The organism is Lachnoclostridium sp. An118, assembly GCF_002160985.1.
Lineage (GTDB): Bacteria > Bacillota > Clostridia > Lachnospirales > Lachnospiraceae > Claveliimonas > Claveliimonas stercoravium.
The window spans coordinates 1-21,109 of the sequence record NZ_NFLQ01000027.1 but is presented as its reverse complement, the minus strand read 5'-3'; the positions used below and the strand labels follow the sequence as shown (position 1 = coordinate 21,109).

20 protein-coding genes are annotated in these 21,109 nt (G+C 54.8%); 15 read left to right on the top strand and 5 right to left on the bottom strand.

Annotated features, from left to right (window positions below; translation table 11 throughout):
* Positions 1-120: 120 nt before the first annotated feature.
* From rpsG to B5E62_RS15590, 10 genes are all read left to right on the top strand, one after another.
* The gene (gene rpsG / locus B5E62_RS15635; RefSeq protein ID WP_206414339.1) at positions 121-591 is read left to right on the top strand and encodes a 30S ribosomal protein S7; all 471 of its coding nucleotides are present in this window, start codon (positions 121-123) and stop codon (positions 589-591) included.
* Positions 592-606: 15 nt separating this feature from the next.
* Positions 607-2,724 (top strand): elongation factor G, encoded by a 2,118-nt coding sequence (gene fusA / locus B5E62_RS15630; protein ID WP_087175447.1) that lies wholly within the window; start codon positions 607-609, stop codon positions 2,722-2,724.
* Between the two features lie 141 nt (positions 2,725-2,865).
* The gene (gene tuf, locus B5E62_RS15625; protein WP_087175446.1) at positions 2,866-4,059 is read left to right on the top strand and encodes an elongation factor Tu; all 1,194 of its coding nucleotides are present in this window, start codon (positions 2,866-2,868) and stop codon (positions 4,057-4,059) included.
* 205 nt (positions 4,060-4,264) lie between these two features.
* Positions 4,265-4,972, top strand: coding sequence for a YveK family protein (locus tag B5E62_RS15620; RefSeq protein ID WP_087175445.1), 708 nt, complete (start codon positions 4,265-4,267; stop codon positions 4,970-4,972).
* On the top strand, positions 4,969-5,727 hold the full coding sequence (gene srtB, locus B5E62_RS15615) for a class B sortase (RefSeq protein WP_087175444.1): 759 nt from the start codon (positions 4,969-4,971) through the stop codon (positions 5,725-5,727). The genes B5E62_RS15620 and srtB overlap by 4 nt, the downstream gene beginning before the upstream one ends.
* On the top strand, positions 5,717-6,685 hold the full coding sequence (locus B5E62_RS15610; protein WP_087175443.1) for an LCP family protein: 969 nt from the start codon (positions 5,717-5,719) through the stop codon (positions 6,683-6,685). The genes srtB and B5E62_RS15610 overlap by 11 nt, the downstream gene beginning before the upstream one ends.
* A 74-nt stretch (positions 6,686-6,759) precedes the next feature.
* Complete coding sequence (locus tag B5E62_RS15605; RefSeq protein ID WP_087175442.1) at positions 6,760-7,371, top strand: hypothetical protein; 612 nt, start codon at positions 6,760-6,762, stop codon at positions 7,369-7,371.
* A gap of 84 nt (positions 7,372-7,455) precedes the next feature.
* Entirely contained in the window at positions 7,456-8,193 is a 738-nt protein-coding gene (locus tag B5E62_RS15600; protein WP_242957991.1) for a CpsB/CapC family capsule biosynthesis tyrosine phosphatase, read from the top strand.
* Positions 8,190-8,897 carry a polysaccharide biosynthesis tyrosine autokinase gene (locus B5E62_RS15595; RefSeq protein ID WP_087175440.1) on the top strand — a complete coding sequence of 236 codons (708 nt, stop codon included), beginning with the start codon at positions 8,190-8,192 and terminating at the stop codon, positions 8,895-8,897. The genes B5E62_RS15600 and B5E62_RS15595 overlap by 4 nt, the downstream gene beginning before the upstream one ends.
* A 115-nt stretch (positions 8,898-9,012) precedes the next feature.
* On the top strand, positions 9,013-9,654 hold the full coding sequence (locus B5E62_RS15590) for an SGNH/GDSL hydrolase family protein (protein WP_162610336.1): 642 nt from the start codon (positions 9,013-9,015) through the stop codon (positions 9,652-9,654).
* 55 nt (positions 9,655-9,709) lie between these two features.
* Here B5E62_RS15590 and B5E62_RS15585 read toward each other — a convergent pair whose 3' ends face one another.
* Entirely contained in the window at positions 9,710-10,411 is a 702-nt protein-coding gene (locus B5E62_RS15585; RefSeq protein ID WP_087175438.1) for a pentapeptide repeat-containing protein, read from the bottom strand.
* Positions 10,408-10,551 (bottom strand): hypothetical protein, encoded by a 144-nt coding sequence (locus tag B5E62_RS16990; RefSeq protein ID WP_162610335.1) that lies wholly within the window; start codon positions 10,549-10,551, stop codon positions 10,408-10,410. The genes B5E62_RS15585 and B5E62_RS16990 overlap by 4 nt, the downstream gene beginning before the upstream one ends.
* Positions 10,552-10,778: 227 nt before the next feature.
* Between B5E62_RS16990 and B5E62_RS15580 the strand changes: the two genes are divergently transcribed.
* The 3 genes from B5E62_RS15580 (at position 10,779) to B5E62_RS15570 (ending at position 14,838) form a co-directional block, all read left to right on the top strand.
* Positions 10,779-12,083 carry a 5-bromo-4-chloroindolyl phosphate hydrolysis family protein gene (locus B5E62_RS15580; RefSeq protein ID WP_242957990.1) on the top strand — a complete coding sequence of 435 codons (1,305 nt, stop codon included), beginning with the start codon at positions 10,779-10,781 and terminating at the stop codon, positions 12,081-12,083.
* A gap of 3 nt (positions 12,084-12,086) precedes the next feature.
* Positions 12,087-13,208: a toxic anion resistance protein gene (locus B5E62_RS15575; protein ID WP_087175437.1), complete on the top strand. Its 1,122-nt coding sequence runs from the start codon at positions 12,087-12,089 to the stop codon at positions 13,206-13,208.
* Positions 13,209-13,413: 205 nt separating this feature from the next.
* Positions 13,414-14,838 carry an alanine/glycine:cation symporter family protein gene (locus B5E62_RS15570; RefSeq protein ID WP_087175436.1) on the top strand — a complete coding sequence of 475 codons (1,425 nt, stop codon included), beginning with the start codon at positions 13,414-13,416 and terminating at the stop codon, positions 14,836-14,838.
* Here the strand turns inward: B5E62_RS15570 and B5E62_RS15565 are convergent.
* A complete protein-coding gene (locus B5E62_RS15565) occupies positions 14,833-15,303 on the bottom strand; it encodes a GNAT family N-acetyltransferase (protein WP_087175435.1) in 471 nt (156 codons plus the stop codon). The genes B5E62_RS15570 and B5E62_RS15565 overlap by 6 nt on opposite strands.
* 272 nt (positions 15,304-15,575) lie before the next feature.
* Here B5E62_RS15565 and B5E62_RS15560 point away from each other — a divergent pair, with 272 nt between their 5' ends.
* On the top strand, positions 15,576-16,325 hold the full coding sequence (locus B5E62_RS15560) for a carboxymuconolactone decarboxylase family protein (protein WP_087175434.1): 750 nt from the start codon (positions 15,576-15,578) through the stop codon (positions 16,323-16,325).
* Between the two features lie 16 nt (positions 16,326-16,341).
* Here B5E62_RS15560 and B5E62_RS15555 read toward each other — a convergent pair whose 3' ends face one another.
* Positions 16,342-17,526 (bottom strand): MFS transporter, encoded by a 1,185-nt coding sequence (locus B5E62_RS15555; protein ID WP_087175433.1) that lies wholly within the window; start codon positions 17,524-17,526, stop codon positions 16,342-16,344.
* Positions 17,527-17,776: 250 nt separating this feature from the next.
* Between B5E62_RS15555 and B5E62_RS15550 the strand changes: the two genes are divergently transcribed.
* Entirely contained in the window at positions 17,777-20,425 is a 2,649-nt protein-coding gene (locus B5E62_RS15550; RefSeq protein WP_206414338.1) for an ATP-dependent Clp protease ATP-binding subunit, read from the top strand.
* Positions 20,426-20,450: 25 nt separating this feature from the next.
* On the opposite strand, the gene B5E62_RS15545 is transcribed toward B5E62_RS15550, so the two are convergent.
* Positions 20,451-20,876: a MarR family winged helix-turn-helix transcriptional regulator gene (locus B5E62_RS15545; RefSeq protein WP_162610334.1), complete on the bottom strand. Its 426-nt coding sequence runs from the start codon at positions 20,874-20,876 to the stop codon at positions 20,451-20,453.
* Positions 20,877-21,109: the final 233 nt, after the last annotated feature.

Sequence of the window (21,109 nt, the reverse complement as noted above, 5' to 3'; positions counted from 1 at the left end):
GTGTTTACAGATAGAAGAGACTCTCTTCTTTCGTGTATGGCCTGTGCACTACACTGTATCATTAGAAAGACACATGTGAGTACCGATGAATTAATCAAAATGTTTAAGGAGGGAAGAACCGTGCCACGTAAAGGACATACGCAGAAAAGAGACGTATTAGCAGATCCGTTATACAACAGCAAGGTGGTTACAAAGCTTATCAATAACATCATGTTAGACGGTAAGAAGGGTATCGCGCAGAAGATTGTATACGGAGCATTTGACAGAGTCACAGCAAAGACTGACAGACCGGCTATCGAGGTATTCGAAGAGGCCATGAACAACATCATGCCCGTGCTTGAGGTAAAGGCAAGACGTATCGGTGGAGCCAACTACCAGGTGCCGATCGAGGTAAGAGCTGACAGAAGACAGACTCTGGCGCTTCGCTGGCTGACCAACTTCTCCCGCGCAAGAGGCGAGAAGACTATGGAGGAGAGACTGGCGAACGAGATCATGGACGCTGCAAACAACACAGGTGCAGCAGTGAAGAGAAAAGAAGACATGCACAAGATGGCGGAGGCAAACAAGGCGTTTGCTCACTATCGATTCTAATAGGAGGAGAAGACCTTGGCTGGAAGAGAATATCCATTGGAGAGAACCAGGAATATTGGTATCATGGCTCATATCGATGCCGGTAAAACGACACTGACAGAGCGTATCCTGTATTATACTGGTGTTAACTACAAAATTGGTGATACTCACGAGGGTACTGCGACCATGGACTGGATGGAGCAGGAGCAGGAGAGGGGTATCACGATCACTTCAGCCGCTACCACATGCCACTGGACTCTGGAAGAGTTCACAAAGCCGAAAAAGGGCGCTTTGGAGCATCGTATCAACATCATTGATACTCCGGGTCACGTAGACTTCACGGTAGAGGTTGAGCGTTCACTCCGTGTACTTGACGGTGCCGTGGGCGTGTTCTGTGCAAAGGGTGGTGTAGAGCCTCAGTCAGAGAACGTATGGCGTCAGGCTGACACATACAACGTGCCTCGTATGGCGTTCATCAACAAGATGGACATTTTAGGTGCTGACTTCTACAATGCCGTAGAGCAGATCAAGACAAGACTTGGCAAAAACGCCATCTGTCTCCAGCTGCCTATCGGCAAGGAAGATGAATTCAAGGGGATCATCGACCTGATGGAAATGAAGGCCTACATCTACAACGATGAGAAGGGCGATGACATTTCTGTCACAGATATCCCGGACGATATGAAGGACGACGCAGAGCTCTATCACACAGAGCTTGTTGAAAAGATCTGTGAGCTGGACGACGACCTGATGATGGAGTATCTGGAGGGCGATGAGCCGTCCATCGATGCCCTGAAGGCTGTCCTGCGGAAGGCAACATGCGAGTGTACAGCAGTTCCGGTATGCTGCGGTTCTGCTTACAGGAACAAGGGTGTTCAGAAGCTCCTGGATGCGATCCTTGAGTATATGCCTGCACCGACAGACATCCCCGCCATCAAGGGCGTGGATGAGGACGGAAACGAAGTGGAGAGACATTCCTCTGATGAAGAGCCGTTCTCCGCTCTCGTATTCAAGATCATGACAGACCCGTTCGTAGGTAAGCTCGCTTACTTCAGAGTTTACTCGGGAACTGTAAACTCCGGTTCCTATGTGCTGAATGCTACAAAGGATAAGAAGGAGCGTGTGGGACGTATCCTTCAGATGCACGCCAACAAGAGACAGGAGCTGGATAAGGTTTACTCCGGAGATATCGCGGCTGCTATCGGATTTAAGTTCTCCACAACAGGAGACACGATCTGTGACGAGCAGCACCCGGTCATCCTTGAGTCCATGGAGTTCCCGGAGCCGGTTATCGAGCTGGCTATCGAGCCCAAGACAAAGGCTTCCCAGGGCAAGCTCGGCGAGTCTCTCGCAAAGCTTGCGGAGGAGGACCCCACATTCCGCGCTCATACAGATTCCGAGACAGGACAGACGATCATCGCCGGTATGGGAGAGCTCCATCTGGAGATCATCGTAGACCGTCTGCTCCGCGAGTTCAAGGTTGAGGCCAATGTAGGCGCACCTCAGGTTGCTTACAAGGAGGCGTTTACAAAGGCTGTTGACGTGGACAGCAAGTACGCAAAGCAGTCTGGTGGACGTGGACAGTACGGACACTGTAAAGTGAAATTCGAGCCCATGGATGTCAACGGTGAGGAGACATACAAGTTCGAGTCCACTGTAGTCGGCGGAGCGATCCCGAAGGAATACATCCCGGCTGTAGGCGAGGGTATCGAGGAGGCCATGAAGTCCGGTATCCTTGGCGGATTCCCGGTTGTCGGCATCCATGCTACCGTGTACGACGGATCCTACCACGAGGTAGACTCCAGTGAGATGGCATTCCACATTGCAGGCTCTCTCGCATTCAAGGATGCTATGAAGAAGGCCGCTCCGGTACTTCTTGAGCCTATCATGAAGGTGGAAGTGACCATGCCCGAGGAGTACATGGGAGACATCATCGGTGACCTGAACTCACGCCGTGGCCAGATCGAGGGTATGGATGACCTGGGCGGAGGAAAGATCGTGCGCGCGCACGTGCCGCTTTCCGAGATGTTCGGATACTCTACGGACCTTCGTTCCAGAACACAGGGCCGTGGAAACTACTCCATGTTCTTTGAGAGCTACAAACCTGTTCCGAAATCAGTGCAGGAAAAAGTGTTATCCGGAAAGAATGATTAATTTCCGCCTGTTTTGAGCTAAAAAAGTGTGAAAAAGGCTTGAAAAACAAGGGGATATGAAATATAATCAGAAATAGCCGAGTAAACTGATAAAATTATGAAAAATGCCCAGAAGGGCGCTTGAATAAGGAGGATATTCAAAATGGCAAAAGCTAAATTTGAAAGAACAAAACCACATTGTAATATTGGTACCATCGGCCACGTTGACCATGGTAAAACAACACTTACAGCAGCTATCACAAAGGTTCTTTCCAAAAGAGTAGCTGGTAACGCAGAGGTTGCCTTCGACAACATCGACAAGGCACCCGAAGAGAGAGAGCGTGGAATCACGATCTCCACAGCTCACGTTGAGTATGAGACAGAGAAGCGTCACTACGCACACGTTGACTGCCCGGGACATGCTGACTACGTTAAGAACATGATCACTGGTGCAGCTCAGATGGACGGCGCTATCCTCGTAGTTGCTGCTACAGATGGTGTTATGGCTCAGACAAGAGAGCACATCCTTCTGTCCCGTCAGGTAGGCGTTCCTTACATCGTTGTATTCATGAACAAATGTGACATGGTTGACGATGAGGAGCTCCTTGAGCTGGTTGAGATGGAGATCCGTGAGCTGCTTGACGAGTACGAGTTCCCGGGAGATGACACACCGATCATCCAGGGTTCTGCTCTGAAGGCTCTGGAAGATCCGGACGGAGAGTGGGGCGACAAGGTTATGGAGCTGATGGATGCAGTAGATTCCTACATCCCGGATCCGCAGCGTGACACAGATAAGCCGTTCCTTATGCCTGTAGAGGACGTATTCTCCATCACAGGTCGTGGAACAGTTGCTACTGGTAGAGTAGAGCGTGGTACACTTCACGTATCTGACGAGGTTGAAATCGTTGGTATCCACGAGGATACAAAGAAGACAGTTGTAACTGGTGTTGAGATGTTCCGTAAGCTGCTTGACGAGGCTCAGGCTGGTGACAACATCGGTGCTCTTCTCCGTGGTGTTCAGAGAACAGAGATCGAGAGAGGTCAGGTTCTTTGCAAACCCGGTTCAGTTACATGCCATCACAAATTTACAGCTCAGGTATACGTTCTGACAAAGGACGAGGGTGGACGTCATACTCCGTTCTTCAACAACTATCGTCCTCAGTTCTACTTCAGAACAACAGACGTTACAGGTGTTTGCGAGCTTCCCGAGGGAACAGAGATGTGCATGCCTGGTGACAACGTAGAGATGACGATCGAGCTGATCCACCCGGTAGCTATGGAGCAGGGTCTTCGTTTCGCTATCCGTGAAGGCGGACGTACAGTAGGATCAGGCCGTGTTGCTACGATCATCGAGTAATCTTTGAATAATAGCTTTTATGCGAATGCAGCCGCAGTCCCCAAAGGGACTGCGGTTTTTTGAAACAGAAGTTCTGTCGGTTAACAATTGACAATGTGAGGGCGTGGATGTATTATGAATAAGAAACACTCTCCACGTATGGATAAAATGGAGAGGGCAAGAAGAGATGAAATGAAAAACAGGACTGAATAAGGATGGAAAAAATATGGAAGAATTAACACGGAGTAGCAGACAGGAAGAGATGGAGATAGATCTGCTGGAGCTTTTTCATGTGCTTCTGAGAAAGGTCTGGCTGATCCTCATATGCCTGGTAGCGGGAGCTGTAATCGTGGGCGGCTATACCAGATTTTTGATCACACCACAGTATTCGGCCAGCGCAACCATTTACATACTTTCGAATACTACAAGTATAACTTCTGTGGCAGATCTGCAGATCGGAACAGAGCTGACAGGAGATTTTGCCGAGATCGCGAGAACCCGGTCGGTAGTGAATGCTGTGATTGATGAGGTGGGACTGGATGAATCCTATGAAGGACTCTTGTCAAGGCTTTCCACAACGAATCCATCAGGGACGCATCTTTTAAAGCTGACCGCTACAGATCCGGATCCGCAGCGTGCGGCGGATATAGCAAATGCCTATGCGCAGGTCATGGCCAGCCAGATCGCGGATATTATGAACACCGACGAGCCGAATATTGCAGAGGAGGCAGTGAAGCCGTCAGCGCCGGCCAGCCCGAATCTGCTGAAAAACACAGCGCTGGGTGGTCTGGCGGGAGCTTTTCTTGCCTGCCTCGTGATCTTTATACAGTTTATGATGAACGATACGATCCAGACAGAGGAGGATGTTCGTAAATATCTGGATATAAACACGCTGGCAGCTATGCCCCTTGAGAAGAGGCGCAGGAAGTCATGAAAAAATACATCCGTACAATCCTGACAGCAGTGTTTATTGTCATTGCCGTCGGCTGTGCTGTCTGGCTTGTGAGATTCTATATGGATGAGGCTGAAGGAGCACAGGCCAATGAACGTGCGCTGACAGAAGCGGAAACAGAGGAGCCTCAGGAGGAGCCGGGGGAGTCTGTGGAGATTCCCATAGATTTTGCCTCCCTTCAGCAGACCAATCCTGATGTCTACGCATGGATCCGCATAGAGGGTACAAATATAGATTACCCTGTTGTGCAGAGCGGACAGGACAATACATTCTATCTTGATCATACATGGGAGGGAGCAGAGGCAGCGCAAGGGGCGATCTTTACCCAGACTTACAATCAGAAGAGCTTTGAGGATTACAATACGGTGATCTACGGACACCGGATGAGTGATTCGAATCCGGTCATGTTTCATGATCTTTTGAATTATATGGATAAGGAATATCTCCATTCCCATCAGAATGTCACTATATATACGGAACAGCATGTATTTACCTACAAAGTTTTTGCGGCAGTGGTCTATGATGACAGACTTCTCCCACTGTCCTTCAATTTTTCGGAGGAGAGCCAGCGGCAGGAATTCCTGGATTCTGTGTTTGCTTCCGCAGATCTGCGGAGCCAGTTTGCGGACAATGTAGAGGTGACTGCTCAGGATAAAATTCTGACGCTGAGTACATGTATAGCCGGAGAGGATCATCACAGATTTCTTGTGGAGGCGGTGCTGACAGATGAAAAATAAAAATCTCATACTGGGAATACTGGGGATCATATGCCTTGTATTGGCGGGCGCTGTTGTATATACGGCCTTTATACGTCAGCCGGAAGCGGAGGAGGCGGATGCTCAGCCGGCAGAGCAATCCGGGGGACGGTATATCACCTATAACGGAAAAGAGTACAGAAGAGACCAGAATGTACAGGCGATGCTCCTTATGGGGGTGGATGCAGAGTCCACGGCCCAGGTGGGAGTGCAGACAGGAGATGCGGGACAGGCGGACAGCCTGAACCTTCTGATCCTGAACAACGAAGAAAAGACAGCCAAGATCCTGCAGATATCCAGGGATTCAGCCGTAGATATAGATGTCTATGACGAGAGCGGCAGAAAGGTAATGTCTACGGAGGGACAGATCTGTCTCCAGTATGCCTTTGGGGACAGCCGGGAGAAGAGCTGCCGGCTGACTGTACAGAAGGTGGAGGAGCTTCTGGGAGGCATTGATATTGACAGCTATCTTGCGCTGACCCTGGATGGTATAAGAGCTGCCGTGGATGCGGCGGGGGGGATCCCTATCACTGTGCCGGAGGATTATACCTGGATCGATCCGGCTTTTCAGGAGGGTGCTTCCCTGACACTGAACGGGGAGCAGGCGGAAAAATATGTCAGGAGCAGGGACTCGGAGGCGCTGGACAGCAACCAGCAGAGAATGGAGCGGCAGTCCCAGTTTATGAGGGCACTTCTGTCCATGCTGGCGGGGGGAGGCTTCAGCACACAGGAGCTGACAGATCTCTACCAGCAGATGGAACCCTATATGACGACAAATCTTTCGGCTGAGGAGCTCACGGGGCTGGCGGACTATTCGTTCCAGGAAGAGACAGAAACAGTGCCCGGAGAGGTGACAGAGCGTGATGGACGGGCCTGGTATGTCACGGATACGGAAAAAGTTCAGGAATTGATCATAAAAGAGTTTTTTATTGAAAAATAATGTGGTATAATCTTGAACGTAATAGGAAATGGAAATACAAGCTATAAAGGATAAAAATACAGGAGGTTGGAGAAATGAAAACAAGATTCTTGAAAACAGCAGCAGCTGTGATGGCGGTGGTAATGTGTCTTGGTATGACTGTGTTTGCTGCACCCAGCCCGTCAGGCTCAGATTTTGTGGTTGGGGGGATTTCGAATGCAGTGGATGCAGACGGAAATGACGTCAGTGGTTTCCTCGAGGTGACAGAGCTTCCTGACAAGTATGCGGAAGCGGCGGCACAGCTCCGCACGGCAGAAGGGCTCCAGGCAGCCATGGGAGCTGATTACAATGAGAACATGATCGTGTTGGATATTGTGGAAGCAAGGGTAGTGGGAGATGCCTCCCAGGTGAAATTCCCTGTTACGATCACATTTCAGGTCAATGGTGTGACAGCTTCCACCAGGGGAACTATTCTTCACTATACAGGAAGCGAGTGGGAGAAGATCCCAACGACTATGGGAGAGGGGACAATGACAGGTACCTTCGCTTCTCTTTCCCCAGTAGCCTTTGTGGTGGACAAGACGACGCTCACAGGAGGAACTGTTTCTCCGAAGACAAGTGCACAGTCAGCTGCGGCAGTTGCGCTTCTGGGACTTCTGGCAGCGACAGCGGCCTGCGGAATGAAGAAGAGATCTATGGAGCGATAGAGCGGAACGATAAAAACTCTTCCATGGAGTAAGGCTCCTGGGAGAGTTTTTCTTCTGTGGGGATAGCCTCGGATTTTCTGTACTATGGAAAGGATTGTGACCATGCATCTGACCGATATACACTGTCACCTCCTGCCGGGGGTGGATGACGGACCCGGTACGATAAAAGAGGCAGGCAGGCTTCTCGACCTGATGAGAGAGGAGGGGGTGGACAGGATCATAGTGACGCCCCACTTTCACCCGGAGATGTTTGAACCCTCTGCGGAGAGGGTGGAGCGATTTTACTGGGGCCTGAAGGAGATGGCCCGCAGGCGGAGGATCAGGCTGTACCTGGGATGCGAGTTTTACAGATGCCCGGAGATGAGCCGGCTGCTGGCGGAGGGGAAAAGACCATCTCTGGCAGGTTCTTCACATGTGCTTGTGGAGTTCGCTCCGGACGATGTGTATCAGACGATCAGAAATTATATATACGAGCTTCGATCCCGGGGGTGGAGGCCGGTCATCGCCCATGTGGAGAGGTATGAATGCTGCCACAGGGACAGCCGGAGAGTCAGAGAGCTGACTGAGCTGGGAGCGGCGATACAGGTGAATGCATCTGCGGTTATGGGAAAGCGCGGGGGACGGATGAAAGGCTTCTGCAGGAATCTCATAGAGTCTGATCTGGTCAGCTTTATCGCTTCTGATGCTCATGATGACAGGGGGCGCAGGCCAAATCTGGGGAAATGTGCCCGGTATGTGACCAAAAAATACGGAGAGGATTATGCCCGCAGAATTTTCGAGGAAAATCCGGAAAAAATTTTGCATGACAGGAGAAAAAAATGAAGAGGATCAACATCGAATTACCAGAATTTGCATACGGTACACGGGAGGAGGTAAAGACGCTGCGCACGAATGTGCAGTTTTGCGGAGACGACAAGCAGGTGATCCTGTTTACCAGCAGCCTGCCGGGAGAGGGAAAGACGCGGAATGCCATTGCCCTTGCGGCTTCATTTGCGGAGCTGAACAAGAACGTGCTCCTCATTGATGCTGACATGAGAAAATCCGTGATGGTGTCCAGGCTTCAGGTCAGCGGGGCAGACAAGGGGCTGTCTCATTTCCTGTCAGGACAGTGCACCATTGCTGATGCGGTGGTGGCCACCAATGTGCCAAAGCTTCATCTGCTGCTGGCAGGCCCTCTTGTACCTAACCCGACGGAGCTTCTTTCCAGCGCCAGATTTTCAGGGATGCTGGAAAGCTTTCGAAAGGTTTACGACTATATCATTATAGACACGCCGCCCCTTGGGCTGGTAATAGACTCGGCTATTGTAGCCAGACAATGTGATGGAGCCATTCTCGTGGTGGAGTCTGCGAAGACAAAGTACCGTCTGGCACAGGAGGTCAAGGCGAAGCTGGAAGGGACGGGCTGCTCTATCCTGGGAGTGATCCTGACAAAGGTGGACCGAAAAAAACAGAGCGGATATTACACAAAGTATTACGGGAAAAACTATGGCAAGAAGGGATACGGAGAGTATTATTCAGCGGAGTGACCGCAGAGAAAGCATGCCGTTTCAGGGAAAGCAGACAGATACGTGCTGCTTTCTTTTTTTAGATAAATCTGCGGGGAAAACACGGCCGGGATTGACATGGAAGGAGCTGACGTGGTTGAGAGATAAAGTGAAAATAATCTTTCTGGGTGACAGCATTACAGATGCGGACCATAATCTTTATCCGGGAAATTCGGGAGACCCTTGTCTGGGGGACGGGTATGTGCGGCAGATCGCAGATATCCTTCGGATGCGGATGCCAGGGCGAACGGACATCCGCAATGGGGGGCATGACGGCTTTACCGTGCAGGGGCTTCTGCGGATGCTGGAGTATGACTGTCTGAGTCGCAGGCCGGATGTGGTCAGTATCCTGATAGGAAGCAATGATGCTGCTGTGTGCATGAGCACAGGGCGGACGCCGGAGGAGATATGCTTTGCGGAATATTACCGGGCGCTGCTTGGTCGGATCCAGCAGGAGACAGAGGCACGTCTTGTCTGTATGGGCCCTTTTATCTTTCCGCAGCCTCTGGAATATAGCAGGTGGATACCAGTCATACAGGAAATAGAGGAGACGGAGCGGAAAATAGCGGCGGAGCATCGAGCTCTTTTTATCCCTCTCCACAATCTGCTGAACCGGGAGGCGGAGAGGAGCGGCTATCAAAGGCTCACGGCGGATGGTATCCATCTGACCAGAGAGGGGGCAGAGATTGTTGCCCGGGCATGGATCCAAGAGACGGACAGGGCGGGGATGTTTATATGAAAAAGGTAAGCCTGTCTTTGACAGAGTCAAGAAGTGTGAAAGAAGCGAAGGCACATCAGTATGCCTTCGCTTCTTCTCTTGTCAGCCAGAAATGGATCCCTGTGGTGGAGTCCATCCACCGGTCCTCGTTAAAGTCCGGCACTTCTACCCACTGGCCCTTCCGATAGACGAAGTTCTCGTCCACAAGGGACCAGGCCTCGTCGTACTCCTCCTTGTAGTCAAAGCTCTTGATGGAGAGCACCTTTGCCTTGCTGCACCGGCAGGAGTTCATGGTGGCGGAGGTGCGCTTGGCGTCAGCCGGGATGAGGAGCTGGACGAGCCGATTGTTGAAGCATTTCTTGTAGCCAAGGAAAGCCCCCTTTTCCGGACAGTAGAGGCGGAAGAACTTTGTGTTCTCATCGGAGATGACGCCGGTCAGGTTGGCGTGCTCCAGCACGGCGCTGAACAGGTTGGCCCCGGAGATGTCCGCTCCGGACAGGTCGTCGTAGCGCATGGCGGCGCCCTTTAGATCAGCCTGGCGGAAATTGGTGCCCCGGAAGCTGCAGTCGTCAAAGAGAGCGTTTTCCACGGCGCAGCTGTGCATGTCCGCGTGGTCAAAGGAGACGCGGTGGAAGCTGGTCAGGGAGAAGTCCACCCAGGACAGGTCCCAGCCCGACAGGTCCGCGTCGGACAGCTCCATATCCCGCAGGTTCAAAAGCTCCCCCTCTTTTCGCTCTTTTAATTTTTCTCTCAGAGTCTCTGATGTCAGTGTGATCATGCGTTCTCACCCTCCTTCTCTTCCTCCTGGAAAAGCCTGGAATAATAGGATCTGGCGGTGTAGAGAGCGGCCGCCGGGTTGTCCCCCTTCAGACAGCTTTTTGCAGCACAGTCAATGCAGGACAGCTGTTTGCCTATCATATATCACCTCTTCTTCATGATCCATCTTTCTTTTATAACAATATACATGTCTTTGTATATCTGTATAGTCCAAGTATAGCACATCCGGGGCATATCCGGGAGAGGTTGCGATTGCAGTTTTTCACCATATGCTATATAATTTTCACATAGCGTAAGATCAAGAGCATGATCTTCCCGGGAAAGGCTGCTCAGGCCTTTTGAGGCGCGGGGAGAACAGGAGGATACAGGTGAACCAGGATTGGGAAAGATGGGGCCGGGACATCCGGGATATCGTGCAGGATGCAGTGGACTCCCAGGATTTTCAGAAGCTGAATGAAACAATTTCAAACACAGTCAATGATGCCATTTTTAATCTGCGGGAAAATATCCGCCGCGGGCCGGGGGGACCCGGCCCGGGACCGGGCATGGGGCCTGAGGGCCCTGGCAGTTTCGGGGATCCTGGCGGCTTTGGCGGTCCCCGGGGCTCCTGGGAAGGCCAGGGATATCAGACGGGCCAGGGGAACGGTGGATTTGCGGGAAGGCAGATGAGGCAGAGGCGGACGAAGCCGCCGGTCCTGTTTGCCAGAAAAGGGGGGACAGCCCTGGCAGGGGCGGTGCTGCTGGCAGTGGGAGTTTTCTTTACCTTCTCCTGCGTATGCACGGCTATCGCCGGCGCGGCGGCCACCCTTGTGACCGGCTTTGGAGGGGCTGAGGCGGGCGCCTTCTTCGTGCTGGCCTGCCTGGCGGCCGCCGGTATCTGGATGGCCTGCAAGGGAAAGGGCATGAGAGGCCGGGCAAAACGGTTCCGCGGATATGTGGAGGCGCTGCAGGGACGGGCCTACTGCAATATATCCGACATTGCCCAGAGGACCGGAGAGAAGCCCAAAAGGATCGTAAAGGACCTGCGGAGGATGATAGCGGACCGGTGGTTCCTCCAGGGGCACATGGACGAGCAGGGAGCCTGCCTCATGGTGACGGACGCGGCCTATGAGGAGTACAGAAGGATCCAGCAGCTCCGCCGGGAACAGCAGCAGATGGAGACAGAGCGGCAGAAGGAGGGACAGCAGAGCGGACGGCAGGACGGACAGGACAGCGGGGCCTCCGGACATACGCCGGAGGTGCAGCGGGTCATCGAGAAGGGAAGATGGTATGTGGATAAGATACGGGAGTGCAATGACGCCATTCCCGGTGTGGAGATTTCCCGGAAGATAGACCGCATCGAGCTTCTGGTGCGCCGCATTTTCGACCGGGTGGAGGCGGACCCGGACGCGGTGGACGACATCAAAAAGCTGATGGAGTACTATCTGCCCACCACGGTCAAGCTCCTGGAGGCCTATGAGCAGCTGGATGCCCAGCCTGAGGCGGGTGAGAACATCCGCCAGGCAAAGGAAGAGATCGAGAAGACACTGGACACGTTGAATATAGCATTTGAAAAGCTTCTGGACAGCCTCTTTGAGGATGTGGCCTGGGATATCAGCTCAGACATCTCCGTGCTGGAGACCATGCTGGCCCAGGAGGGTCTGACAGAAGACGGATGGAAGAGAAAGGAATAGACTATGAGCGACGGATTTACAATGACCACAGGACAGGGAATGGGGGCTCCGGAAGATCCCTTTGCAGGTGCGGGCCAGGGGGAGGTGCAGGGCAGTGCCCAGGATACGGTCCTCACAGAAGAGGAGAAAAAGATGGCGGCAGAGTATGCCCGGCAGATCGATCTGTACGACTCCGGGGCTGTGCTCCAGTACGGAGCCGGCGTGCAGAAGAAGATGGCGGATTTCTCCGAGAAGGCGCTGGAAAATGTGCGCACAAAGGACCTGGGAGAGATCGGAGACCTGCTGTCCGGCGTGGTGACAGAACTGCGGGATTTTGACGAGGAGGAGACAAAGGGCTTCTTCGGCTTTTTCAAGAAGAGCGCCAACAAGGTGACAGCGCTGAAGGCCAGGTACGAGAAGGCGGAGGCCAACATTTCCAGGATATGCGAGACGCTGGAGGGCTACCAGAGACAGCTTTTGAAGGACGCTGCCATACTGGACAAGATGTATGGACAGAACCTGGAGTATTTCAGAGAGCTGTCCATCTACATCGCGGCGGGAAAAAAGAAGCTGGAGGATACCAGGAACGTCCAGCTCCCGGCCCTTGTGCAGAAGGCCAACGCAACCGGGCTTGCGGAGGACATCCAGGCGGCCAGGGACCTGGAGTCCATGTGCGAGCGGTTTGAGAAGAAGGTCCACGACCTGGAGCTGACAAGGATGATAGCCATCCAGACAGCGCCCCAGATCCGCCTTGTCCAGAACAACGACACCCAGATGGTGGAGAAGATACAGTCCACCATTGTCAACACAGTGCCCCTCTGGAAGAGCCAGATGGTGCTGGCCCTGGGAGTGGAGCACTCCGCCCAGGCGGCCCAGGCCCAGCGGGAGGTGACGGACATGACGAACGAGCTGCTGAAGAAGAATGCGGAGCGGCTGAAGATGGCCACCATAGAGTCTGCCCGGGAGTCGGAGCGGGGTATTGTGGACATGGAGACGCTGAAGACGACCAACGAGGCCCTCATCTCCACCCTGGACGAGGTGATGAAGATACAGCAGGAGGGCCGGGAGAAGCGGCGCGCCGCGGAGGCGGAGATCGGACGCCTGGAGGGAGACCTGAAGGCCAAGCTTTTGGAAATCCGGAGCTAGAGCGGATGCAGTAGAAAAATAAATACAGGGCAGAAAATAGATAGAGAGCGAGAAGGAGCCGGGGAGCATATCGCAGCCCCCGGCTCTTTGTTTCCCCCGGCGCACTCTTTTTTCCCCGATTCCCGCTAATTTTACTTTTTCGCTTTACAGGGGCAAATTTTCGCTATATACTGGTGGGACAGGAAAAAAGAAAGGAAACAGAAAAATGGAATTTTTACATACAGCGGGCAGTGCGGTGGTGGATCTCATCGAGGCGGTCTACAGCCTGCTCTGGGGAGATATTGTCACGCTTCCCCTTCCCGGGGGCGGCACACTGGGGCTGTCGATCCTTGTCCTCATCCTTGTACCGGCGGGGGTCTATTTCACCCTCCGGACCCGGTTCATGCCCTTTCGCATGTTCCCGGAGATGATCCGGGTGACAGTGGAAAAGAGGAATGTATCTGAGGAGAAGGCTATATCGGGGGTGCAGGCCCTCATTGTGTCCACGGCGACGAGGGTGGGCATGGGCAACCTGGTGGGCGTGGTGGCGGCCATCTCGGCGGGAGGCGCGGGTGCTGTCTTCTGGATGTGGGTCATCGCTCTTTTGGGCTCCTCCACAGCTTTTGCGGAGGCCACCCTGGCTCAGCTCTACAAGGAAAAGGACCCTCTCTACGGGGGATACAGGGGAGGACCGGCCTACTATATACACAGCTTTTTTATCACGAGAAGGGGAAGTAAGAGAAGGAAATCCGTGGTGGCGGTGCTCTTTGCCCTCTCCGGCCTTCTGTGCTGGTGCGGCGTCAGCCAGGTGATAGGCAACTCCGTGTCCTCTGCCTTTGACAATGCCTTCGGCATCCCGCCCCTCTACTCCACCATTGTCCTTGTCATCCTGGCGGCTGTCATCGTGCTGCGCAAGCACGCCACCGTGAAGGTGCTGGATATCATGGTGCCGGTGATGGCGGGACTGTACCTGCTGATCACGGTCTATATCATACTGACTAACATAGGGGCTCTGCCGGGGGTATTCCAGAGGATATTCGCGGAGGCCTTCGGCTTTCGCCAGGTGGCGGCGGGCGGCTTTGGGGCTGTCCTCATGAACGGTGTGAAGAGGGGCCTCTTCTCCAATGAGGCGGGCTCCGGCTCCGCTCCCTGTGCCGCGGCTGCGGCTGACATCAGCCACCCGGCCAAGGAGGGGCTTCTGCAGGCACTGGGCGTGTTCATCGACACCCTGGTGATATGCAGCTGCACGGCCATGATCATGCTCCTGACGCCGGAGGCCATGACGGTCGGGCTGGAGGGAATGGACCTCCTGCAGACAGCCATGAGCTACCACCTGGGCGAGTTCGGCGTGGTCTTCACGGCGGTGATCCTGTGGCTGTTCAGCTTCTCCACCTTTATTGGCATCCTCTTTTACGCCAGGTCCAACATCGCCTACCTGTTCGGCGACAACTGGGCCTCCCAGACAGCCTACAAGCTCCTGGCTCTTGTCATGCTCTTTGTGGGAGGCCTGGCCGCCTACACCTTTGTGTGGGATATGGGGGACGTGGGCGTGGGCCTGATGACCATTTTCAACATGATTGCCCTCATCCCCATGGCCGGGGAGGCGGTCCGGTCCCTGAAGGACTACGAGTCCCGAAAAAAGAACCTATAAGATGACTTCCATTCCTACCTTCTGCTCATGAAGGCCGCAGGAACGGTAGAATTTCATGGCGCTCTCATTGCAGCTCCAGACGTTCAGGGTCACGTTGTAGCATCCGTGCTCCCTGGCAAAGTCGAGGACCGCATTGTAGAGCGTCTTTCCTATATGCTCGCCCCGCCGGGTCTCCTCCACGCAGAGGTCGTCGATGTAGAGGGTCCTGATGTCGGTCATGATATTGCTGTCCTTGTACTGCTGGAAGATGCAGAAGGCGTAGCCCTGGAGACAGTCGCTGTCGTCCACGGCGGCCAGGATGGGACGGTTTTTATCTTTTAAGATTTCCTTCAGCTCCTCATCCGTGTACTTGCTCTTGCCGTATTTGAAGAGGTCCGGCCGTCCCTTGTGGTGGACCATGGCCACCTGGGCCAGCAGGCTGTGGATCCTCTCTATATCTTTTTCTCCTGCCATACGTACTCTCATGGTGCATCTCTCCTTTTGCGTGATCTTTCTTACAGATAAAAGTGTAACACATTCACGCATATTTGTGTATGGCAGTCATTTATCTCACGGTGATCTGGTATTTCTGATATTTCCTTTTCCCTGCAAGGACAAGCAGAAGAACAGCCCGGCCTGCCCCTCCCGGGAAAATGCCGCCCGGGCATGGAAAAGGATACGGGAAAGGTATTAGACACCGGCGAGAGAGCGGAGCTAAAATATAGGTATCGAGAGAAAAAGAAAGGAGTCCTGCAAGGATGGAACGCACAGATAGAACAGAAAAGAACAACGAGAAATGGTTTAAGGGAGCCGCCTTTGAGGGAGCCATGGACCCGGAATTTACCGGCATCGCCAGAGGATTTCTCTGCGGGAACGTGCTGAGCCGGGGATGCCTCACAGACAGGCAGAGGGCCCTGGTCACGCTGACCGCTCTGACCACCTGCCAGACGCTGGACAACATGGCCGCCTACACGGAGGCCGCCCTGGGAGCCGGGGCCACCCCGGAGGAGATCAAAGAGACACTCTACCAGTGCACGCCCTACATCGGCATGGAGCGGGTGTGGGCTGCCCTGAAGGAGGTCAACAGGGCTTTTCAGGCAGCAGGCATAAAAGAGCCCTGCAAGGAGCAGGGGACGGTGACAGAGGAGACCCGCTTTGAGAAGGGACTGGCCGTGCAGCAGGAGATCTTCGGCGCGGACAACATCAACAATATGCGGGCTGCCGCGCCGGAGGAGCTGAAGCATATCCAGGATTATCTCTCCGCCTACTGCTTTGGCGATTTCTACACGAGGGGAACTCTGGACCTGAAAATGCGGGAGCTCATCACCTTCTGCGCTATCTGCTGTCTGGGCGGCTGCGAGCCCCAGGCCAAATCCCACGCAGGGGCCAACATCAGCGTGGGCAACACCCGGGAGATGCTCATCGATGCTGTGACCCAGTGCCTGCCTTTCATCGGCTTTCCGCGTACGCTGAACGCCATTTCCTGTATCAACGAAGTGACCCAGTAAGCGGCCTGCAAAGCGCTCAGGACAGGGTGCGGCGGTTCAGGAAGAAGACCAGGACAGCCGCCGGAACGCAGAGGAGGAGAAGCGGGTAGAAGAGCCGCACATCCACGCTGCCGTAGAGGAGTCCGCCAAGCACAGGGCCCAAGGTCATGCCCAGGTCCAGGCCGATATAGTAGGTGCTGTTGCCAAGGCCCGCGTGCTCCCGGCCCGCCACCACGATGGCCCGGGACTGGCAGACAGAACTCATGATGCCGTAGCCTCCCGCCATCAGGACGGCCGCGGCGCACATGGGCAGATTGCTTTGCATCAGCGCCAGCAGGAGGATGGCCAGGAAGGCGCAGACCGAGCTGCCGGCAAAGAACACCGGAAAGCGGAGCCTGTCAAACAGGTTCCTCATGGTGAGCCGCAGGAGCAGGAGGGCCGCCGCGTAGATGGGGAAGAACAGGCTGACCGTGACAGCCAGGCTCCGAGTCTCCGTGTACCGCACGATAAAGGACTGTGTGGCACAGTAAGGAATGGCAAACAGCATAATGATGAGCGCGATGGGGAGCACCTTCGGCTCCACGAGCGTAAGTCTCTTTGGGGAGTCTGTGACTTTGTTCCCTCTTTCTCCGGCTTCGGAGGAGACGGGGCGGGGAACAGGCTCCCCTCTGTCTGTCACAAACTGGATCAGGACCATGGCAAGGGCTGTGAAGACAGCGGCTATGACAAAGGAGACCCGGTAGCCCAACGTCTGGTAGAGGACCACGCCGATGGAGGGGGCGACGGCCATGGCAAGGGCGTTCATCATGCCGTAGATGCCCATGCCGGAGCCGATCCTGTCCGGGGGCAGGAGAAGAGAGACCCATGTGGACATGGAGCTGGAGCAGAGGGCAAAGCCGGCGCCGTTTACGATCCGGAAGAAGAGGACCATAAGGGGGCTGGCGGAGAACAGGTAACCCGCACAGGCGGCGGTCATGAGAAGGAGCCCGGCCATAGAGAGGCGGTATTTGCTTACCCTGTCGATAAAGCTCCCCACAGTCGGGCGGCAGAAGAGGGAGCACAGGTTCATCATGCCGCCCACCATGCCCATGAAGGCCGCGCCGGCTCCAAGGCTCTCGGAAAAGCCGGTGATGAGAGGCGTCACCAGCATGGGGCTCGCAAAATAAAAGAAGCCGGATATCAAAAGAAGCAGGATATTTTTTGACAGAATAGAATGTTTCATGGAATGTTCCTCCTTGTATCAGCCATTAATAAGCCTACTCCCTTTAGAAAGGATCTGTCAACAGGGGCTTGTCGGCGTCCTCTCTATAATAATATGCGGAGTTGAGGCCTGCAAAAAATCTAAAAAAAGTATAAAAAACCTCAAAAACATTGACGCTTCTATAGTTTTGGATTATATTATTAAAAACTTAACTATTAAGTTTTTTAAATATATGGATTTCAGACAGAGAGACAAAGAGGTGAGCTTTGATATGAAATGTCAGTTTTGCAATACAAATGAAGCGGATAAGATTTTCTATACCAATTATATGGGCGCTCTGTACCAGATTCCTGTCTGCGAGGGCTGCCTGCAGAGGATGTGGCAGCAGGCCGTGGCCGCCGGACAGGCGGAGGCCTTCCGCAATTACGCGGGATGGTGGCCCGGCAGGCCGGAGCCGAGAAGGCTGGGAGAGAGGGCTTTCCCTGACGAGGCGGCGGAGGACCTGAAGAGAAGGCGGCAGCTTGCAGTCCTCAAGGTCCGTCTCCGGGAGGCGGCGAAGAAGGAGAACTACGAGGAGGCTGCCCGCCTGCTGAAAGAGCACGGACTGGACGACAAGCTGGTGGAGGAGTACATACGAAGATATGACGGGAGTGCCGCGGGTGTCAAGGCCCGGGCCATCCAGATTTCCGGCGAGGCGGACGAGGTCCTGGGGCGGGCCCAGGATGAGGCAAAGGCCAGGGGACACGAGAAGACTGGGCCGGAGGATATCCTGGCGGGCGTCCTGTCGACGGCGGAGTGCGCGGCTGTGCAGCTTCTCCGGTCTCTGGGCGTCAACGCAGAAGAAATGAAGAGGGAAATCCCCGGCCGAGAGGAAGAGTACGCCGCCGAGGAGGAGACAGACCATACCCAGGAGGAGGAAGAGGAAGGAGAGTCCTATCTGGAGAAATACGGCTCAGACATGACAGAAAAAGCGGAGGAGGGAAGGTTCGACCCGGTCATCGGGCGGGACGACGTGGTGGAGCGCCTGGTGCAGGTGCTCTCCCGCAGGACCAAGAACAATCCGGTCCTCATCGGTGACCCGGGCGTGGGAAAGACCGCCGTGGTGGAGGGGCTTGCCCAGCGCATCGCCGGCGGCCGCATCCCCCTCAACCTGAAGCATAAGAAGATCATCGCCGTGGACCTGGTGGGGATGATATCCGGCACCCGGTTCCGGGGCGATTTCGAGGAGCGGATGAAGGCCTTCCTGGAGGAGGCCCAGGAGGATGAGGACATCATCCTTTTTATCGACGAGCTCCACACCATCATGGGAGCGGGGGCAGGCACCAGCGAGGCCATGGATGCGGCCAACATCTTAAAGCCTGTCCTGGCACGGGGCGACCTGCAGATCATCGGCGCCACCACAGGAAATGAGTACAGGCAGCACATAGAGAAGGACGCGGCCCTGGAGCGGCGGTTCCAGCCTGTCTCCGTGGAGGAGCCGGATATAGAGGACACGGTGGAGATACTGGAGGGGCTGAAGAAGCGCTACGAGGACTTCCACAGCCTCACCATCACGGACGAGGCGGTGGAGGCGGCTGCCCGGCTTTCCGCCAGGTACATCCAGGATCGTTTCCTGCCGGATAAGGCCATTGACCTGCTGGACGAGGCGGCCTCCCGGATACGCACCCGGAGCATGACGGAGCCGCGGGAGCTGCAGGAGCTGGACGACCAGATAGCCGCCACCCGGAAGGAGAAGAAGGCGGCGGCCCAGGCCCAGGCCTACGAGCGCGCGGCAGTGCTCCGGGACCGGCAGAATGAGCTGGAGCGCATCCTGAGAGAGCGCCAGGAGACGTGGCAGAAATCCCAGAAAAAGGCGGTGGACGCCCAGGATATCGCGGCGGTCGTGGCCGCCTGGACGGGCATACCGGTGACCATGCTGACCATGGATGAGAAGGAGCGGCTCCGCTCCCTGGAGGGCGTCCTCCATCAGAGGGTGGTGGGACAGGACGAGGCTGTCCGGGCGGTGGCTCAGGCCATCCGGCGGGGGCGGACAGGAGTGGCGGACCCCGGCAGGCCCATGGGTTCCTTCCTGTTCCTGGGCCCCACCGGCGTGGGGAAGACGGAGCTGTGCCGGGCGCTGGCCCAGGCCATGTTCCAGGATGAGAACGCCATGATCCGCCTGGACATGTCTGAGTACATGGAGTCCTACACCGTCTCCAAGCTGATAGGGTCTCCGCCGGGCTATGTGGGCCACGACCAGGGAGGCCAGCTGACCGAGCAGGTGAGAAAGCACCCCTACAGCATTGTCCTCTTTGACGAGATCGAGAAGGCCCACCCGGATGTGTGGAACGCCCTTCTGCAGATACTGGACGACGGCCGTCTGACCGACTCCCAGGGGCGGACCGTGAGCTTTAAGAACACGGTCATCGTCCTCACCTCAAACGTGGGGGCCAGAGATATCCTTGGAAAGAAATCCCTCGGGTTTGTGCGGACAGACCGGGATGAAAAGGCGCAGCGGGAGGAGAATATCCGAAGCCGCGTCATGGAGGAGGTGAAGCGCACCTTCCAGCCGGAGTTCCTGAACCGTCTGGACGAGATCATCGTGTTCCACCAGCTGGGGGAGAAGGATGTGCGCCAGATTGCCGGCCACATGACAGAGCAGTTTGCAAGGAGACTGGAGGGACAGGGCGTTCACTTGCGGATAACGGAGCAGGCTGTGGACGTTCTGGCACAGGAAGGATTTGACCCGGTGTACGGGGCAAGGCCGCTGCGCCGGGCTATCCAGTCCGCCCTGCAGAACAAGGTGGCGGATAAGCTGCTTAAGGAGGATTTTGACACAGACGAGGTCATCGTTGTGGACGCCAAGGAAGGCGAGCTTTGCCTGACTGTCTCCGGGAAGGAGGCGGACAAGGAGAGGGAAGCGGCCCTGGTTTCAGACTAAAAAAATGAGGACGGCAAAGCCGTCCTTATTTTTTGCCCTTCTGTCCCAGGCAGCAGGAGAGCTCGTTCAGGGAGGTGAGAAGCTCTACGAGCTGGCGCATATTGTCTTCCCCGAATTCCCGGAGGAGCTCCTCCCAGGCCTGGTCGCATTTTTCCATGGACCGGCGGGCGGCCTCCTCCCCCTCCGGGGTGGCGCTGATGGAGATCTTCCGGCGGTCCTTCGCGTCGATCTCCCGGACAATGTAGTTTTTCTTTTCCAGGGTGTTCAGTATATAGGAGACGGCCGGCTTGGAGATGCGGAGGCGCTCCTGCATCCTGGGCACGTTCAGGTTGGTGCAGGAGCTGCCGCTGACGCTGCAGCCTCCCAGGATATCCCGGAGGATGGCCATCTCGTTCATCTGCATCTCACATTCCAGAGAAAAGAGAGCCTCCAGCTTCTTAAAACACATCATTGAAGAAAAAAATCGCTCCTGCAGCCTGTCGTCCATATAAACTCCTTAAATAATAAACGTTTAACAATTTCACAAAAAGAGTATAGCGCAGTTTCCGGTGGATTTCAAGGAAATGCTAAATTGAAATTTTAAATTCCAGTGCGGGGGTAAATTCCACCATACTTTATATTTTGCAGATTTTATAGGAAATTTTTAAGCGAAATCTCCTGTTTTCTGCTATAATTAGCTAAACT